General features: G+C 47.9%; 11 protein-coding genes and 1 tRNA gene. 4 read left to right on the top strand and 8 right to left on the bottom strand.

Annotated elements, in window-relative coordinates; translation table 11 throughout:
* The first annotated feature begins 226 nt into the window (after positions 1-226).
* Both pflB and pflA read left to right on the top strand, forming a co-directional pair.
* Positions 227-2,455: a formate C-acetyltransferase gene (gene pflB, locus DW800_RS02650; RefSeq protein ID WP_005832491.1), complete on the top strand. Its 2,229-nt coding sequence runs from the start codon at positions 227-229 to the stop codon at positions 2,453-2,455.
* Position 2,456: 1 nt separating this feature from the next.
* Complete coding sequence (pflA, locus tag DW800_RS02645; protein ID WP_117703180.1) at positions 2,457-3,182, top strand: pyruvate formate-lyase-activating protein; 726 nt, start codon at positions 2,457-2,459, stop codon at positions 3,180-3,182.
* Between the two features lie 68 nt (positions 3,183-3,250).
* On the opposite strand, the gene DW800_RS02640 is transcribed toward pflA, so the two are convergent.
* From DW800_RS02640 to DW800_RS02625, 4 genes are all read right to left on the bottom strand, one after another.
* The gene (locus tag DW800_RS02640) at positions 3,251-5,455 is read right to left on the bottom strand and encodes a glycoside hydrolase family 3 N-terminal domain-containing protein (RefSeq protein ID WP_117703181.1); all 2,205 of its coding nucleotides are present in this window, start codon (positions 5,453-5,455) and stop codon (positions 3,251-3,253) included.
* A gap of 30 nt (positions 5,456-5,485) precedes the next feature.
* A complete protein-coding gene (locus DW800_RS02635; RefSeq protein ID WP_117703182.1) occupies positions 5,486-7,948 on the bottom strand; it encodes a beta-glucosidase in 2,463 nt (820 codons plus the stop codon).
* Positions 7,949-8,124: 176 nt separating this feature from the next.
* Positions 8,125-9,453: a porin family protein gene (locus DW800_RS02630; protein ID WP_117703183.1), complete on the bottom strand. Its 1,329-nt coding sequence runs from the start codon at positions 9,451-9,453 to the stop codon at positions 8,125-8,127.
* The gene (locus DW800_RS02625) at positions 9,454-10,002 is read right to left on the bottom strand and encodes an RNA polymerase sigma factor (RefSeq protein WP_005831669.1); all 549 of its coding nucleotides are present in this window, start codon (positions 10,000-10,002) and stop codon (positions 9,454-9,456) included. It abuts the gene before it with no gap.
* Between the two features lie 180 nt (positions 10,003-10,182).
* Here DW800_RS02625 and DW800_RS02620 point away from each other — a divergent pair, with 180 nt between their 5' ends.
* Positions 10,183-10,887 carry a NigD-like protein gene (locus DW800_RS02620; RefSeq protein WP_005832500.1) on the top strand — a complete coding sequence of 235 codons (705 nt, stop codon included), beginning with the start codon at positions 10,183-10,185 and terminating at the stop codon, positions 10,885-10,887.
* Between the two features lie 180 nt (positions 10,888-11,067).
* The gene (locus tag DW800_RS02615; protein WP_117703184.1) at positions 11,068-14,181 is read left to right on the top strand and encodes an ATP-binding protein; all 3,114 of its coding nucleotides are present in this window, start codon (positions 11,068-11,070) and stop codon (positions 14,179-14,181) included.
* A gap of 46 nt (positions 14,182-14,227) precedes the next feature.
* Here DW800_RS02615 and DW800_RS02610 read toward each other — a convergent pair whose 3' ends face one another.
* From DW800_RS02610 to DW800_RS02595, 4 genes are all read right to left on the bottom strand, one after another.
* Positions 14,228-16,765 (bottom strand): beta-mannosidase, encoded by a 2,538-nt coding sequence (locus DW800_RS02610; RefSeq protein ID WP_057281715.1) that lies wholly within the window; start codon positions 16,763-16,765, stop codon positions 14,228-14,230.
* Between the two features lie 447 nt (positions 16,766-17,212).
* Positions 17,213-17,300 (bottom strand) — tRNA-Ser (locus DW800_RS02605).
* Between the two features lie 127 nt (positions 17,301-17,427).
* The gene (locus tag DW800_RS02600) at positions 17,428-18,384 is read right to left on the bottom strand and encodes an ABC transporter permease (protein WP_005831677.1); all 957 of its coding nucleotides are present in this window, start codon (positions 18,382-18,384) and stop codon (positions 17,428-17,430) included.
* The gene (locus DW800_RS02595; RefSeq protein WP_035457716.1) at positions 18,377-19,120 is read right to left on the bottom strand and encodes an ABC transporter ATP-binding protein; all 744 of its coding nucleotides are present in this window, start codon (positions 19,118-19,120) and stop codon (positions 18,377-18,379) included. Before DW800_RS02595 ends, DW800_RS02600 begins: the two co-directional genes overlap by 8 nt.
* Positions 19,121-19,122 lie beyond the last annotated feature (2 nt).

Here is a 19,122-nt window from a genome sequence, read left to right as displayed (position 1 = left end):
TGTAAATAATGCAGATTATTATTCGGTTCTTGTTTCAATTCATAAACCACATATAAAGAAAGTATTAACATCTCTACTCCCCCGGACATTCACTACCTAATAATAGTTATTTTATGCTGTTCAACATAAAAAGAGAAGTATCTCTTATAAAATTACGGAATTTATTCAGTATTTTTGCACGCTCTAAAGGATAACATTATCTAACCTACTAACAAAAACAAATTTTATGGAATTGAACAAAACCTTTACCAATGGGCTTTGGAATAAAGAAATCAATGTCAGTGATTTCGTCAGTAAAAACATCGCACCCTATACCGGGGATGCATCTTTCTTGCAGGGACCTACCGAACGTACCAAACGTATCTGGGACATCTGTCTGAAGGCTCTCGAAGAAGAAAGGAACAACAATGGCGTCCGTTCACTGGACAATACCACCGTATCTACCATCACTTCTCATAAAGCCGGGTATATTGATAAGGACAATGAACTTATTGTCGGTTTGCAGACTGATGAACTGTTGAAACGATCCATCAAACCTTTCGGAGGCATCAACGTGGTAGCAAAAGCATGCCGTGAAAACGGAGTGGAAGTGGACGATAAAGTAAAAGACATCTTCACCCATTACCGCAAAACACATAACGACGGCGTATTCGATGTATATACCGAAGAAATCCGTTCCTTCCGCTCACTGGGATTCCTTACCGGATTGCCCGACAACTATGCCCGCGGACGTATCATCGGCGACTACCGCCGATTGGCTCTCTACGGCATCGACCGTCTGATTGAAGCCAAGCAGGAGGACTTGCGCAACCTCACCGGCCCGATGACCGAAGCACGCATCCGTCTACGCGAAGAAGTGGCAGAACAAATCAAAGCTTTGAAGGACATCAAGGTTATGGGCGAATATTACGGACTCGACCTCAGCCATCCGGCTACATCAGCTCAAGAGGCCGTGCAATGGGTATACATGGCATATCTTGCTGCCATCAAAGAGCAGGACGGAGCAGCCATGTCACTGGGTAACGTATCTTCGTTCCTCGACATTTTCATCGAATACGATTTGGCTCACGGCAAGATTGACGAGACGTTTGCACAGGAACTGATAGACCAGTTCGTCATCAAACTACGTATGGTACGCCATCTGCGCATGCAGTCGTACAATGATATCTTTGCCGGCGACCCGACTTGGGTGACCGAAGCCATCGGCGGACGCTTCAACGACGGACGCGTGAAGGTCACCAAGACTTCTTTCCGCTTTTTGCAGACGCTATACAACCTCGGTCCTTCTCCGGAACCGAACTTGACCGTATTGTGGAGTCCCGAACTGCCGGAAGGCTTCAAGGATTTCTGCGCCAAAGTTTCTGTAGATACCAGCTCCATCCAGTACGAAAACGACAACCTGATGCGCGAAGTGCGCAACTGCGACGATTACGGCATTGCCTGCTGTGTATCCTACCAAGCCATCGGCAAGCAAATCCAGTTCTTCGGCGCACGTGCCAACCTTGCCAAGGCCCTGCTGCTTGCCATCAACGGTGGCCGTTGCGAAAACACCGGAACTGTCATGGTGAAAGGTATTCCCGTATTGACCGGCGAGACACTGAAGTTTGAGGAAGTTATGGCCAACTACAAGAAGGTACTGACTGAAATAGCCCGTGTCTACAACGAGGCCATGAATATCATCCACTACATGCATGATAAGTATTATTATGAGAAAGCCCAGATGGCATTCATCGATACCGACCCACGCATCAATCTGGCATACGGTGTTGCCGGCCTTTCCATCGCCATAGACTCACTGTCCGCCATCAAATATGCCAAAGTCACTGCACGCCGCAACGAAATCGGCCTGACCGAAGGTTTCGACACTGAAGGCTCATTCCCCTGCTTCGGCAATAATGACGACCGTGTGGACCACCTGGGAGTAGACCTCGTTTACTATTTCAGCGAAGAACTGAAAAAGCTGCCTGTCTACAAGAATGCCCGTCCCACCCTTTCCTTGCTGACTATCACCTCCAACGTGATGTACGGCAAGAAGACCGGTGCCACTCCGGACGGACGCGCCAAAGGTGTTGCCTTTGCTCCGGGTGCCAACCCAATGCACGGACGTGACAAGAACGGTGCCATCGCTTCCTTGAGCTCCGTAGCCAAATTGCGCTACCGCGACTCGCAGGACGGCATCAGCAATACGTTCTCCATTGTTCCTAAATCACTGGGCCCGACACCGGAAGAACGTGTAGAGAACCTGGTAACCATGATGGACGGCTACTTCACCAAAGGTGCCCACCATTTGAACGTAAACGTACTGAACCGCGAAATGCTGGAAGATGCCATGGAACATCCTGAAAAGTATCCGCAACTCACCATCCGCGTTTCCGGCTATGCCGTGAACTTCGTGAAGTTGAGCCGCGAGCATCAGTTGGAAGTCATCAGCCGTTCATTCCACGAAAGAATGTAATATGATAAATGTACACTCCTACGAAAGTATGGGAACATTCGACGGGCCGGGTCTCCGGCTCGTCGTTTTCCTGCAAGGATGTCCGTTCCGTTGTCTGTATTGTGCCAATCCGGATACGATTGATGTAAAAGGAGGCACCCCCACCCCCCCGGAAGAAATCCTGCACATGGCTGTCAGCCAAAAAGTATTCTTCGGAAAAAAAGGAGGCATTACCTTCTCCGGCGGCGAGCCTACCCTGCAAGCAGAAGCGCTGATTCCTCTTTTCAAGGAGCTGAAGGCGAACGGCATCCATATCTGCCTGGACAGTAACGGAGGCATCTGGAATGAAAAGGTGGAAGAGCTCTTTAGCCTGACTGACCTCGTGCTGCTGGACATCAAGCAATTCAATCCCGAACGCCACCGTACGCTGACGGGACGGAGCAACGAACAGACACTCCGCACCGCTGCCTGGCTCGAAGAACATGAACGCCCCTTCTGGCTGCGCTATGTACTGGTCCCCGGTTACAGCGATTCGGAAGAAGACATCCGCCTGCTGGGTGAAAGTCTCGGCAAATACCGGCAGATACAACGGGTGGAAATACTTCCTTACCACCGTCTGGGTGTTCACAAATACGAAGCCATGGGATGGGATTACAAATTGAAAGAAGTGAAGGAAAATGCTCCGGAACAACTGGAACGGGCAGAAAAACTGTTCAAAGAGTATTTCACGAATGTGATAACCAACTAAAACAGAAAAGCAAGGCTGTCCGGATATGATTCCAGACAGCCTTGCTTTTCATTTATAGGGTAAGAATCCTATTCTTTCAAGTTATAGGTAATCTGCTGTACATCATCACTACTGCCACCCACCATAAAGACGAAATCACCAGGTTCTACCATATAATTCATCTCATTGTCATAGAATCCCAGTGCATCGTCAGTTATCTGAAAAGCTACAGTTTTGCTTTCACCCGCATTCAGATGAATTTTCCTGAAGCCCTTCAACTCCTTTATCGGGCGCGTAACAGACGCTACCTTATCCTGCACATACAACTGGACTACTTCCTCTCCTGCACACTTACCGGTATTAGTCACTTTTACCGACACCTCCGTATGGACGCCTGCATCCTTGCCCGGCAGCAGTTTCAAATCAGAATATCCAAAATCCGTATACGAAAGCCCATATCCGAAAGGATAGGCAGGCTCAGTAGAAGCATCGATATAGGATGCCTTATAAGTCTGTTGCAATGCGGTAGGACGACCGGTACTCTTATTCTGGTAATAAATGGGAATCTGCCCTACGTGTGCAGGAAATGTCATGGGCAATTTAGCCGAAGGATTATACTCTCCCCACAACACATTGCATATGGCATTGCCGGCCTCACTCCCCAGCCACCAAGTACACAGTACCGCATCAGCATGTTCCCTTATCTCATTGAAGATTACCGGACGCCCACACATGACAAGAGCAATGACAGGTTTTCCAGTCTTTGCCAGTTCCGACACCAGCTTCTGCTGCCCCTCGGGTATGGCTATATTCACTTTGGAAGCCTTCTCGCCACTCTGACCGAATCTCTCGCCTACCGCCACAACAATGACATCCGAAGCCTCAGCAGCCTGCAATGCTTCCTGCAATCCGGTCAATTGATTGCTCTTCATATCATAGCCTTCAGCATAGCTCACCTCCAGTCCTTTCCGGACCAATGCATCATATAAGGTCACCACTTTGTTCCGGTCCGTAGTGGCAGCCCAAGCACCTGCCATATCGTACTGGGATTTTGAGAGTCCTCCTATCAAGGCTATCTTCCTCGTCTGTGCCGTCAACGGAAGTACGGATTCCCTATTCTCCAGCAATACAACGGAACGCTCGGCCATACGGAGCGAAGCATTGCGGACTTCGGGTGCATTGAGTATTCTGGCTGCTCTTTCCGGATTACAGTAGCGAAAAGGGTCCTCAAACAATCCCAACTCATATTTCTTCTCCAATATACGCCGTACTGCATCATCAAGCACACTCTCCTTTACTTTCCCTTCTTGAACAAGCTCCTTCAGATAAGTCAAGTAGCAGGTACTTACCATCTCCATGTCCAGACCAGCATTCAGCGCTTTGGCTGCGGCATCTTTCTTGTCAACAGCATAACGGTGGTTCACTAATTCCTCTACCGAATTATAATCGGACACAACAAATCCCTTAAATCCCCACTGCTCTCTCAATAGCCGGTTGAGCAAGAAATCATTGGCAGTACAAGGAATATTATTAAAATCATTGAAAGCACTCATCACGGTAGCTGCTCCTGCCTTTATGGCCGCCTTATAGGGAGGCATATAAAAATTGGCAAAGTGGCCCATTGACATATCCACACTATTATACTCCTTTCCTGCTATCGGTGCACCATATCCGGCAAAATGTTTCATACATGCCATGACAGTCGTCGTGTCTGCCAAATCGTCTCCTTGCAAGCCTCTGACACGCGCCTCCGCTACCCGAGAACCATAATAAGGGTCCTCACCGGCCCCTTCCATGACGCGTCCCCAACGTGCGTCCCACGAAATATCCACCATCGGGGCAAAAACCCAGTTCAAACCATCGGCGGCACTTTCCAAAGCATTGTAGCGTGCAGCTTCCTCAATCATGGCCAAATCGAAACTTGCAGCCTCGGCAAGCGGAAGCGGAAATCCGGTACGATAGCCGTGGATAACATCCAGTCCGAAAATTAAAGGAATGCGCAAACGCGATTGCAAAGCAAGCTCTTGATAACGGCGTATATCCTTTACTCCTATCACATTCAGCATAGAGCCTATTCTGCCTTGCCGGACATACTCTTCTTTAGGAATATTTCCACCGTCGGGTCCGGTAAAATTCCCTCGGTAGGTGCATTGTGCAAGCTGGCCTATCTTTTCATCCAGCGTCATCTGCTTCATCAAGCTTGAGATGAATTTCTCCTTCTCCGTAGTTTGTGCCGAGGTAAAGGTGTTACCAAGTCCCCACAGACAAACCATCAGTATTATTATCTTTTTCATACTGCCATTCTTGTTTTGATATTTATTTTATCATAAAACAACAGTTGCCTTCAATGGTAAATCAGCTGAAGAAGGACCTGCCAGAATCTCAAAAGTCCCCTTTTCCACTACAAACCGATGTGATTCCACATCATAGTAGGCAAAGGCTTCCTCATCCAGCAATATCCGGATGCGCTTGGTTTCCCCCTTCTTCAAGTAAACCTTATCGTAGCCTTTCAACTCCTTCAATGGACGCGGAACAGAACATTCCACATCCCGCACATATACCTGAGCCGCTTCTGCAGCATCCATCTTTCCAGTATTCTTGATGTCAAAGCTTACCGTAACCCGGTTTCCACCCGTCTTCTCAACACTCAGATTACTGTATTCAAAACTACTGTATGACAGTCCATACCCGAAAGGATAGAGCGGCTGTTTTCCATTCCGGTCATATCCCCTATAACCTACGAAAACACCTTCGGCATACTGCACCCGTTTATGAGGTACATTGCGATTGTCATAATAATTACCATATACCGGATTATCTTCCCATTTTTCCTCGATGCTGACTGGCAGTTTGCCACTTGGCGAAAGCTTGCCCGTAATGATTTCGGCAAGGGCCTTTCCACCCTCCTGCCCCGGATACCATGCCATCAAAATAGCTTGTACATTCTGCCCCCAATTGCGGAAATCTATTCCACCTCCGGCATTCACCACCACAGTCACATTATCATGAAGTGAAGCCACTTTATTAATGAGATATTCCTGCCCGTATGACAATGCAAACGGACGGTCGAACCCTTCACCTTCTGTACTGCTGTTGAACCCGGCACATACAATAACATTCCTGGCATGCTTCAGTGAAGAGGCCAAACGCTCCTCATCCATCATTCCTGCCTGGAAACTGACAGTCGCCTCACCCACATTATCAAAATATTCAATACGCAGCCGGTATATCTCCCCTGCACTGACCTGCATAAATGCACTGCGGGTACTGAATGAATGGTTCCCCCAATCTCCGGTAATCAGCTTATCGTTTACAAACAGACGGTATCCATCATCGCCAGCCAGCTGGAACTTTACAGTTCCATCCTTGTCAGCCTTGTAAACTCCCGTCCAACGGGCAGAAAACTGATCTACCGGCATGCCGTCGAACGGTGCACCGTATTTCCAGGCATAGTCTATGGCAGGCTCTATGGCAGCCTGAAAAAGTTCTCCGGTAAGATTACGAGTATTATAATATTCGCTCTTAAAACCGTTTTGCGTAAAACTGTCATCCGTATAAATCTGTTGGGACATATCCTTATAAAGAAGGCTGTCAGACAGCAGTTCTATCTGTCTGCCGCCCTTCAACTGAACCATACCGTCATAGAGCGACACTACCGAATAAGGAGTGACAAATCCGCTTCCCCCTCCTGTGGGAATAATATCGGCATTAGGCCCGATTACCAATGTTCTACCGTTCCGGTAAGGCAACGTACCGTTATCATTTTTCAATAACACTACTCCTTCCCTCGCCAAGTCAAGTGCAACTTCCTTAGACTGTGCATTGTCTTTATCGATAGATTTATCTTCTCTCGGAGTATCAAGTGCTCCAAAAGCAATCAATGTCTGGAGTATATGCCGGACTTTGGCGTCAATGGTCTCTTCCTTCACGATACCATTCTCTATTGCCGGAATAAGAATTTCCCTGGTCATGAATTTACCGACGGGCATTTCCAAATCCAACCCTCCATTAGCGGCTCCCACACCGGAATATACAGATGTCCAGTCAGACATCAGGATACCTTTAAATCCCCACTGCTTGCGTAATACATCAATGTTCAGCCAGCTGTTTTCGGTGGCATGTACCCCGTTCAGCGGATTATAGCTATCCATAACCGCCCCTACTCCTGCTTCCTGCACAGCTTTTCGGAACGCGGGAAAATAAATTTCCTGCAGCGTGCGTTCATCCACATCTGAGCTGGCATGATGTCTGCTCCACTCCTGGTTATTGGCCGCAAAATGCTTCACCGTAGCCATAACTCCCTCTTCCTGCACTCCCAAGATATATTCTTTAGCAGTTTCGCCCGTCAAATAAGGGTCTTCACCAAAATACTCATAGTTTCGCCCGCATAGAGGAGAGCGGTAGATATTGACTCCAGGCCCCAACAGAATACTTACCCCACGGGCCTTTGCATCCCGGGCCAAACCATGTCCCAGCTCTCTAGCCAACTTACGGTTCCATGTCGAAGCCGACAAGATGCCACAAGGATACAAGGTACTTTGAGTATTGTTACGTATGCCTTGCGGACCATCGGCCATCCTGATTTCGGGTATGCCAAGCCGGGGTACAGCCCGGATATAAAAAGATTTGGGACCGGAAATGTAATCGATTTTTTCTTCCAGCGTCATTTGAGAAACCAACTCCCTGGCACGCTGCTCCACCTGGGGAGTAATACACACTTGTGCTTTTGCCGTGATTGCACAACAAAGCAATAGCCCGCTTAAGGCTACTTTCTTTTTAATCTTCATTTTGTCTATTTTACTACGTGTTTGTTATATTGCCGGGCATGTCCCGACCTACTTTCTTTCTTCTCAATCAATAAAAAACCGTGTCCCTTCATCCACCAACGAAGAAACACGGCCGAAAGTTATTAAGAAAATTCTGAATCTACAAGAAAGTGGACAAAAACATGTCTGTCCTGCTATCAATAAGTAAGACGTATACCGGCCTGCAACGTAAAGCTACACGGGTTCTCCTTGCGTATAGTCTGTATCGACGAACCGTCATCAAAGAAATAGGATACTCCCGGTTCCACATACAGGCCCACCCTATTGCTTATGTTATACTGGGCACCGACAGCACCCATGACAGAAAGCTGTACCGGTTTCACAGTCTCACTCTCAGTACCAATCTTGCCATACACACATTTTTCAATGGCACCCCCCGCCGAAACGTACATCGTAAAGTTCTTTGCATCCACAAAGTTCCAGTTGGCCCGTACCGGAATGCCAATATAATGCAGCTTCTGGCTTATCTTTTCCGAGCTGCCCTCATACCTTACGTCAGAAGCAAGATAGGTATACGTCAGCCCGCTTTCCACAGAGAAACCCTTCGCCAAGTTTTTCCGCACCGAAACACCGAAACTGAGCGGTTGTTTATGGTCTATATCCGCAATTTTCTTTTCGCGTCTTTGCAGATAGGGCATACCATCCTTAAAAACCAGTTCCTGCCCGTCGGGAATAGTAACAATGCCATTGGCCGTAGAGGATAAATCTACGTTACCGCCATAAATAGGACTTCCAGGCATGTAGTCCGACATCACATTCGCTTCCCCTTCATTCGCCAATGAAAAACCTCCCGTATTTCCTACGGACAAGCCAACCGCCCATCCTTTAGTATCCCTACCAGAACTGTTTCTTTCCGGAAGATGCAGTTTGTCCCGGCCTGACGGACGATAGCGGTCTTTCCTTGTTCTCTCCGGTTCCTCTGCCTGCATTGCGGTCGCATGGTCCGTATCTTCCATTACCGGCTCTTCCGCCTGCTGCCCAATACCGCCAGCCTCACCTGCAGTTTCAACCAGCAACATTTCCTCCTGCCGCTCATCGTCAACCGATATTCTGATATGTTGTGCAACCAAAGGGCGACTTGCCTCCCTATTGGGTGCCGATGCATTTCCATGTGCCCGATAGGCAGGCTCTATGGGATTAGTCCGTACAGCAGGTACCGTCTGTTCCGGCAAGACATCCGGAGCCACAGCCAAAGCAGGCACTGACGTATGCCGCATTTCATTCCCTACCGGACTCTGCAACAGCCACAGACTGACGGACGATACTGCCACCAGCAGCACAGCTGCCGCAGCCACCGCCCAGCGACGGAAAGGTATCATCCTATGCGGTCCGGTTATCGGAGCTCCGGAAACGGACAATTCCTTCTCCAACCGCTCCCATCCGGCAACCGGCAGCGGTTCGGAATAGTCTTCCAGCTTGTCCTTTATCTTTTTCAACCACAATTCATCTTCCATACGTTCCTTCATTTAATCATTTCTTTTCATCCACTCACGTACTTTTGCCGCTAAAGTCGCTTTAGCACGCGTCAACTGCGAGGCAGAGGATTTTTCATTAATTCCCAATAGTCGAGCAATCTCCTTATGGGATTTCTCTTCAAAAATATATAAGTTGAATACGGTACGATAGCCGGCAGGCAATTCACTGATAAACTGCATCAGTACCTTTTGAGGAATGACATCTATTGACGAACCTTCCGGTTCCTCATAAGCTTCGGGTGCATTCTCCAAGGCCGATGACTGATTCATCACATCATTTTTCCGCAAATACTGCAACACCGTATTCACCATTACGCGTTCCATCCATGCCCGCAGAGAACCCTCTCCCCGCCAAGTGAACTTATCGAAAGAATCAAAAAGTTTCAGAAAACCGTCATGCATCAGGTCTTGGGCAGTCTCCCGGTCACCTGCATAACGGAGGCATACGCTGAGCATGCGTCCCGCATAGCGCTCATACAGTTCTTTGCGGGCAAGATTGTCTCCTTGCCTACAGCGTTCTGCCAATTCCTGTTCTTCCATTCTCTCTTTTAACACGTGTTTACCCTATAAATGCAATCAGCGCAAAAATACTGCATCAGGCAGAGAAGAAAATCATACTTTCATTTCTTTAACAGTATACTACGCAGTATTTAGCTTTTCACCGCATTTTCTGAATACAAAAATAAGTTTTAAACAGAAAAGAGCTAAAACCTACCACTTATGAAGAAACTGAGAATGACATTGGCAGCATCCATGCTTTTATTCCTGACTGCCATTGTATTGCAATCATGCCTGGACGATTGGGATGACAAATATGACACTTTGTTCGCCGTAGGTACGGTAAAGGTCATCGAAGGAAAAGACTACTATTTCTCACTGGACGAAGGCAGTAAACTATATCCCAGTGACACAACCTATGTTCACGACTATGCCGTAATAGACGGCCAGAGGGCTTTCATCTACTTCCGCGAACTGGAAGAGAAACTTCCAGGCTACGAATATAATGCCCAAATAAAGCACATCGAAAACATTCTGACCAAAGACATCTACTCCATGCCTGCCGAAAAGGCAGACAGTATCGGAGACGACAACATCAACGCCACGGATTTATGGATTACGGGCGAGTATCTGAACATCAAATATCAATTCTACCACAGCAACAACGAAGATAAGAAGCACATGCTGAACCTGGTCATCAATGAAGCATCCACCGGCGAAAACGACAAACCGGATTACGTCAATCTCGAATTCCGCCACAATGCCTACAATGACAGCCAGCTCACGCTGGGCACCGGACTGGCCTCCTTCAAGCTGGACAATATAGCGGAACAACTGAAAGAGAAAAAAGGGCTGAACATCCGTGTCAAAAGTCTATATGACGGTGAACGGTTCATGACCATAGACATTAAAAAAGAAAACAACTAAATCTCCTGAAAACACATCTTTCAACATCTCAATGAGAAGCGGAGTGACATTTCAATATGTTGCTCCGCTTTATTTTTCCATATCCCGCTTAAATTCATCTTTTTCTTTGTCTATCCACCGGGAAACCCCTACATTTGTAAGAATTTTCACAATAGCAAACATTAAAACGGTCCAAAGGATATGAAATACATACTGGGAACAGTAATTGCAATACTCTGCTCGTTCACCTGCACAGACACCCTATATGGAAAATCTCCCGCAACAGACGTCGACGATATTCTGATAATCAACACTTATACAGAAGCCAATCCCTGGAGTAATGATTTCATCACCTCCATTGTGAACATGGCATCACAGAACAGCCACATCGGAGTATACACCGCACACATGAAAATGCTGACACTTGACGAGGAAAATAAACTGGAGACATTCAAAGAGAGCTTGTTCAAGAGTTACAAGAACCCTAAACTTATCGTGCTTATCGGATGCGGAAGTTTCATCATGTGCGATGAACTGAACCGGCAGTGGCCCGATATCCCCATGATATTATGTGGTGAGAGGGATTATACCGGTCCTAAGGAAACAATGATACGCGAGCACGCCCTGCCCCGCACAGAGCGTATTCCCATCAGTGACCTACAGAAGAAGTACAATCTGACCTTAATGCAATCCAGTGTATACCTGAACGAGAACCTGCAACTCATGAAGCAACTCATCCCCAAAATGGATAAGGTCATGTATATAGGGGATGAAACATACATCTGCCAGCAGAACGACTATGACTTGTCCGAGATTATCCGTGAAAAGTATCCGGAGTTGGATTACCAGTTCCTTAGTGCGAAAGACATCCGAACGGACAGCCTTTTCAATATACTGAACCACGTGAATCCCCATACTACCGGAGTCATCTTTTCATCCTGGCTGTACAAGAGCTCTCCCCATGACAATATCATGAGGAGTAATTCCCACCGGGTCATCTCTACCGCCCCCATCCCTTTGTTTTCGCTAAGGGCCATCGGTATTGAAGAAGAAGGGGGGATTGTAGGCGGCTACATTTACAACAAAGAGAAATATAATGCCCGGCTACTAGAAACCATCCACAAGATATTGGATGGTACCCCGGCACGCAACATCCCGTTATACTATCCCGACGACGGAGCCCCCGTATTCAACTATAAATCCCTTCTGCAGCGTGACCTGAATCCGAAGCTATGCCCCAAGGGTACCATATTCTACAACATGCCTCCCACCTTCTGGGAGAAGTACGAATATGTCATTATCAGTATCACTGCCGCAATCATAACTCTGCTGTTCTTTTTCCAATATCTCCGCCTACAGTCACTGAGTAGAATCAAAAGATTACAACAGCAACAACTGGACAGCAATCTCAAATACCGAAATCTGATAAACAACATGCCCATCCTATACATGTATGAGAAACTTATAAAAGATGAAAAAGGGCGCATTACTGACACCTTATATATAGATGTCAACAATTTCTTCGAAGACAGATTTATCATGCGCAAAGAGGCTGTCGGCAAGCGGGGAAGCGAATTATTTCCCGAATCCATGAACGAGTTCCTCCATTTCATGAATATTGCATTGAAGGAGAAACGTTCCGTAACTTTCCCCTATTATTACAAGAAGATAGACACTTTCTACGACATTGTAGTCAAGGCAAGCGACAATGGCGAATACATGCACGTCTTCTGCGTTGACAGCACCGAGTTGCACCACACCCAAATACAGTTGAGGTCGACAAACCGGAAACTTTCCATGGCACTCGACGTTGCCAACATCGTACCATGGAAATGGAACCTCCGGACACACACCATACTCTGCGATGTCAACAAGCCGATAGAGCTCAGCAATAATGCCGGTATCATGGACGATGAACAGCTGTCCGTACCCGACAGCCAGTATTTCTCCAAAATACACAAGGAAGACCTGGAAAAAGTGAAACAAGCCTATACAGACCTGATTGAGGGACGTATCCAGAAAGTCAAGGAGGAATACCGCGTCATCAATCATGCCGACAGACACAAACACTTCGACTGGGTGGAGGCCCAGGCCGCCGTAGAAACCTACGACGAGAACAATAAGCCGCTGACCCTGGTGGGCTCTTCGCTGGTTATCACCGAACGGAAAAAGATGGAGACGGAACTGGTTTCCGCCAAGAACCGTGCGGAAGAGTCGAATAAACTGAAATCCGCATTCCTCGCCAACATGAGCCATGAAATCCGTACGCCGCTCAATGCCATTGTGGGATTCTCCGGAATATTGGCTTCCACCGAAGAGGAGGAAGAAAAACAAGAATACGTCAGCATCATTGAGAACAACAATACTTTGCTGCTGCAACTCATCAGTGACATTCTGGACTTGTCAAAGATAGAAGCAGGCACAATGGAATTCATTGATACGGATTTTGAATTGAACAAAGTGATGAGAGAGCTGGAAAGTTCGCTCTGCCTGAAGCTATCGCCCGAAAAGAATGTCACCCTCTCCTTTGAGCCCGGACTGCCCGAATGCCACATTCATTCCGAGCGTAACCGCTTGTCTCAACTCGTCATCAATCTGGTGACCAATGCCATCAAGTTTACCCAAGAAGGCAGTATCCGTTTTGGCTACAAGCTGCAAGACGACAAGATGCTTTATTTCTACGTATCCGATACGGGATGCGGTATCCCCGAAGACAAACAAGAGAGCATATTCGGCCGCTTTGTCAAGCTCAATAATTTTGCCCAAGGCACCGGACTGGGATTATCCATCTGCCAGATGTTGGTACAGCACATGGGAGGCAATATCGGACTGACTTCCAAGCCCGGCGAAGGCTCTACCTTCTGGTTCACCCTCCCCTATGTGCCGGCAAGCCGCATCCGGCAGGCAGAAAGCAAGACCGAACCTATAAAAGTAAAAAAGCAGAAAATCACCGTCTTGGTTGCCGAAGACCATGACAGCAACTTCCGGTTGATTGAGTCCATCCTACGAAAAGACTACAATCTGATACATGCGTGGAATGGTCAGGAAGCCGTGAATATGTTCAGGGAATACGACCCGCAGCTTATTTTGATGGACATCAACATGCCGGTGATGAATGGTTACGAAGCGACCAGGGAAATACGCAAATACTCTACACAAGTCCCCATCATAGCCGTCACCGCCTTTGCCTATGCTTCTGATGAACAGCAGGTCATGGAAAACGGCTTCGACGCATATATGGCTAAACCTATCAATGCCAATCAGCTGAGGACACAAATATCAGCTATACTGAAGCAGCATATTATCTTTATGTAAAAAACATCCGGACGGAAGAAGCATGCCAACGTCCGGATGGCGAGTATCAGAATTCATTGTTCAGGCAAGTCAGCCTCAACGAACCGTTGAACGCTTCGGCAGACAATCGCGTCCTGACCTGCACCTGCACGCTGCTCTTCGGCTGGACATCAAAATAATTGTCGCTATACACACTTTCATTGTCAGCAACGGACAAGCATACAGCACGGGCAAACTTGTCTGCCGATACCGTCACTTCATATCCGCCTTCAATGGAACGGACTTCAGTCTGCAAATCCACCTTCGGATAATCCATATCCTTCTGCTTGCCCAGACAGTAGTTATTATGGTACACCCTGCCCGATTTGTCCGTATAGTCTACGCGGACATATACTGTTCCTCTATTCGCCCCCTCCAGCAGCTTGGCAAGCGGTGCGGAAAAACAGACACGGCTGTCATTACCGGAGATGCCGACAGACTTGCCCCAGTGATGAACCACGGTTCCGTCGAACTGGCAGACCTGGAGTTGCAGCCGGCCGGAAGTATTCTCCAAGCGGTCGGACACTGCATATACTTTCAAATCATCCCCCTCCACTACCGGAGAAATCAAGATGTCATCATAGGCCTTGCGGACATAATAGTGCTGCGCCTTCCAGCGTCCGTAATAGTCACGGCTCGCCCAGGAAGCTACGGGCCAACAGTCATTGTGCTGCCAGAAAAGTGTCCCCATATTATACGGCATCTGGCGGCGGTGCGACTCGATGGCCGTCTTGATGGCATCTCCCTGCAGCACATGATTCATATAAAGGAATGCCCGGAAATCACGCGGTTTTTTATATTCATTCAACAGGTAAGTCTCAATCAGCCCGTTGGCATGGTCGCCACCACGCTGATGGGACATCATCACCTCGGAACGTATATCCCAGTCTTCGGGGTAAGGAGCATAGCGCTTGACGGACTCGAACTCTGGAAAAGACTGAAAGCCGTACTCGCTGAAAAAGCGGGATTTCTCGCTGTCATAATCAGAAATGGGTGCTTTACCATGCCAGACACTCCAATAGTGACGGTCCCCGTCAGTAGTACCGGACATCTCTCCCTCGAATGCGAACGGAGAAGAAGGCCAATAGAAGGTTCCGGGTGCATACTCCCTGACCACCCCGGGTAAGGTGACATGATACTGCTGCCGGTACTGTGCCCAAATCTTGTCGGCATATTCCTTGTTCTGCCGTTCTATCTCACGCTTCCAGCCCCAGCCCAGCCAGGCATCCTGGCATTCATTATTTCCACACCACAAAGCAATGCAAGCATGATTGCGCAAACGTTTCACATTGTCCACCGCCTCCTGATGGATATTATCGAGCAGGGCGCCTTCTGCCGGATACATGCTGCAGGCAAACATAAAGTCCTGCCAAATCATAATTCCATGCTCATCACACAAATCATAGAAGACATCGTTCTCATAGATACCTCCGCCCCAGACACGCAACATATTCATGTTTACACCGGCGGCATCGAGAATCGTCCTTTTATAATTCTCGGGAGTGACGCGCGGCAGGAAGTTATCCAAAGGGATGTAATTGGCTCCTTTGGCAAAAACCGGACGCCCGTTCAGCTCTATATAGAAAGTATGCCCGTCCTTATCCGGCTGATGCACCACCTTCAAAGAGCGTATGCCCACCCTTTCGGTTTTAGAGTCCAACAATTCCCCGCCTGCAATGATATCCGTACGGAAACGGTAAAGGAAAGGCTCCCCCAGTCCATTACTCCACCACAGCTTCGGCTTGTGAAGGACAAAATCAACGGTCACCCGATTGGTGCCTCGCTTCAAATCCGCTTGCCACTCGCCAAGCACTCTTCCGGTAGCCTCGTCTGTTATCGTGACCAGCACTCCGTCCATATCCTTATCGGCATCCAGCTCCACATGTCCGGCAATCACGGCCCTGCCTGCACCGACTTCCTTCTGCTCGATAAACACATCGTTGATTCTCAAATCGCTCCAAGCCCTGATATACACCGGACGCCAGATGCCGGAGGTAACCAGACGCGGCCCCCAGTCCCAGCCATAATGATAACCTGCCTTACGGGCAAAAATGCTTATCTTCTTGTTGAACAAGCCCCCGTTTTCAGACTGGTCATTGGATGCCGGATACTGGTAGGGAAGTGCATCCCATTTGGGGACGTCTATCTTTACCGGCGAATGGAAGTACACCTTCAATATATTATTCTCCTCCCTGATGTACTGCCTGACGGGGATAGACCAGCGGCGAAACATATTGTTCGCTTTCAGTATACATTCATCATTCAAATAAACGTCAGCGTAAGTATCCAGCCCCTCGAACACAAGCTCCATATTCTCTTTCCGCATCATGTCGGCAGCAAGAGTAAAGCAAGTTTCATAAACCCAGTCTTCCTTGTCAATCCATTGCAATCCCCGTTCGTTCAACCGGAAAAACGGGTCTTCAATAATCTTGTTCTGCAGTAAGTCCGTGTGGACTACTCCCGGAACTGTAGCCGGATACCAATTGGTCAGTCTCGCCTGCCGGAATTTCCAGCCTTCATGAAGGTTCTTTACCGCTGTTTTTAGTTTCATACGAGTGTGTTTCATAGTTTTCTTTGACTACTCTAAATTACGGATAGACAAAAATACGACATTCAAAGGATACTTTATAATATCTTCTTAACGAAACATGATACAATCCCGTACACACCTACCGGGTCAGCGTCGCTGCACATCTGCTGCAGTGTGACTGCAAACGTGTTGCAGCGCTACTGCATATATGCTGCAGTGACACTGCATATGTGTTGCAGCGCCACTGCAAAGCTGAATGCAGTAGCACTGCAAAAAGCATGCACTTGCTTTGCAGTGGCAATGCATTATCCCATCGCCTTATTATGAAAGGAGATGTCATCCAGCTTTCATTATCTATAATTAATTTACAAAGACATAGTTTCCAAGTCTTTCAAAGCAAACGGAGTACAAGCAAAAAAGGTCTACAAATCATAGATTTGTAGACCTTTACCCGCTAGTTTTCCATCTTATTCAGAACTGTTGCGGAGAGAGGGGGATTCGAACCCCCGATACCCTTTAGGGGTATACACGCTTTCCAGGCGTGCCTCTTCAACCACTCGAGCACCTCTCCTTGTTCGGGGCGCAAAAGTAAGGGAAGTTTTTGGAATTACCAAATGTTCGGGCAAATAATATTAAAAGTCCGTTCAAGCAACCAATGCCGGAACGGACTTTCAACACTCAATAAAACATACTTATCATTACCGTGATCTGACTTCCCGTCTCATAAATATGACATACGAAAGAGCAAAACAGATGACAGTAGCTGCAATCAGTCCGGTGAGCTGCGGCCACACCACCAAAAGACTCTGTCCCAATGGCAGCGGACTGGGAATGGCCCCCTGAACCTGCTCCATAGTAAGCGGCCCCAAACTTCTGACGGAAGGCATCAGCAGCGTTGTGGTCGCCTCATTGAACAGTTCGCTAGGTGCCAGACGCATCAGACCGAGAATAAATTTCTGGTAACTGACTATCTGATAAGGAGATGCCAGCTGCGAAGGGCTCAATGCCTTGGCAACCAGATTGACAATCATCGTATAGAACACGCTGAAAAACAACCATACCGCCACCGAAGCCAATGCCGAGGTGGCCGCCTGACGGAAGCAAAGCGAAAACAGAATGGCCAGATTCAGCCAGAATGCCACATAGAACACACTGATTATGAGAAAGAATACAATCCTCCAAAATTCTTCTGCTGTGGGAGGAATGCCTATCGCTATCAACCCGCAGCCCATTACGAGGAATCCCAGTACAAACAGCATGATACCTATCACAATCAATGCAGCCACGAACTTGGCATTGATAATGCAATCACGATGAACAGGCTGTGACAGCATACGGCTCAACGTCCCCTTGTTCTGTTCCGAATTTATAGCATCGAATCCCAGCGCAATCCCCAACAACGGCCCCAGAAAGTTGATAAACTGCACAAAAGAAGGCAATGTGCCATCCGAGGCTGTGAACAACTTCAAGAAAAGGAACGAACCGTCCGGGTCATTGGGCTTGATGGCGGCACCTATGTTGGTAAGCGAGGTATAGAGTGAGCCCATGCACGTAAGCAAAATGATTCCCATCAAGATAATGAACCGCCAACTTTTCACATGGTCGGATATTTCCTTGTTGACGACTACCCGAAAAGGATAATTGACTTTATTCATGCCTTTCTCCTCCTTCCTCCATATAATGGTTATAAATATCAGATAATTCCTGATGCTTGTCCTTCAAATCAGACATATCAATCAAGGTGACCAGCTTCCCACTGTTGAACAGTCCCACGCGGTCGCAAACTTTCTGCACCTGGTCCAGGTGGTGGGAAGAGAACAAGACGGTCAGTCCCTCCTTCCGGCTCAACTGCCTAATGAGCTCGATGAACTCCTGAACACCGGCAGGGTCTATTCCCGAAGTAGGTTCATCCAGGATTATAATTTCCGGATTTTTGATAAGCACGTCTGCCAGCCCCAATCGCTGGCGCATACCGCGCGAATATTTCCCGGTCTTCTTTTTCATCTGTCCGGCAAGCCCCACATGCTCCATCAGCTCCAGCGCCTTGACTTTCGCTTCGGCATCCGAAATGCCATTGAGACGCGCAGTATATATAAGGTTTTCCGGACCGGTCATGTCATCATAAAACCCCACATCTTCGGGCAGATAGCCTATTTTCCGCTTTACCTCGATAGGATGCCTGGTAGAGTCGATACCGCAAATCTCCACAGAGCCGGAAGTGGGTTCCGTCAGTCCCAGCATCATCAGGATGGTAGTTGACTTGCCGGCGCCGTTTGGCCCCAATAATCCGAAAATCTCCCCTTTACGGATAGTCAGGCAAATGCGGTCTACGGCAGTGAAGCGCCCATACTGCTTGGTCAAGTCTGTCAATGCAATCACTCGCTCGTCCATGC

Source organism: Bacteroides sp. AM32-11AC, from assembly GCF_003603515.1.
Classification (GTDB): domain Bacteria; phylum Bacteroidota; class Bacteroidia; order Bacteroidales; family Bacteroidaceae; genus Bacteroides; species Bacteroides uniformis.
Note: the sequence above shows the minus strand (reverse complement) of the source record. Positions and strands in the feature narration are given on the sequence as shown.